At 70.2% G+C, this 456-nt stretch carries 1 protein-coding gene and 1 pseudogene; one reads left to right on the top strand and one right to left on the bottom strand.

From position 1 onward, the window contains the following. Positions 1-110: pseudogene (locus tag LPA54_RS42760) on the bottom strand (TetR/AcrR family transcriptional regulator); the annotation flags it as partial. A 125-nt stretch (positions 111-235) separates the two neighbouring features. Between LPA54_RS42760 and LPA54_RS38345 the strand changes: the two are divergent. Next, positions 236-456, top strand: a 221-nt coding sequence (locus LPA54_RS38345; protein ID WP_228984999.1) for an acyl-CoA dehydrogenase family protein, incomplete at its 3' end; no start/stop codon positions are given.

The following is a 456-nucleotide window of genomic DNA, read 5'->3' as shown; positions in this document are numbered from 1 at the left end:
AGGGTGAACTGCTCCAGTGCCGCGTCGAGGATGCGCCGCGCCGTGTCGTCCTCGGGCTCCGGTCGGGCGAGGGCCCGGGCGAGCCACGAGTCGTTCGTGTCAGTTCTCATGGTGCTCCTCACGATACCGGCGAACGACTCCCCGAGAGACGCTGATACAACTAGCATAACTTTGTATCTCAGAATGCGCCCCACCCGACCGAGCCGCCGACCGGCACCGCATACCGGAGGACCTGATGGGCAGTCGACTCACCGAGGAACAGGCCGCGTTCGCGGCGGCCGTACGCGACTTCGCCAAGCGCGAGTGCGGCACCCGGGAACAGCGTGACGCGCTGACGGACGGGGGCCGCGAGGCGCACAGTCCGGAGCTGTACCGCCGGCTCGCCGACCTGGGCTGGCTGGGGGTGTGCCTGCCCGAGGAGTACGGCGGCTCCGGCGGCGGGACGGCCGACGCCTG

It is taken from the genome of Streptomyces sp. DH12 (genome assembly GCF_020873895.1).
Taxonomy (GTDB): domain Bacteria; phylum Actinomycetota; class Actinomycetes; order Streptomycetales; family Streptomycetaceae; genus Streptomyces.
This window is presented reverse-complemented; position numbering and strand designations above follow the sequence as displayed.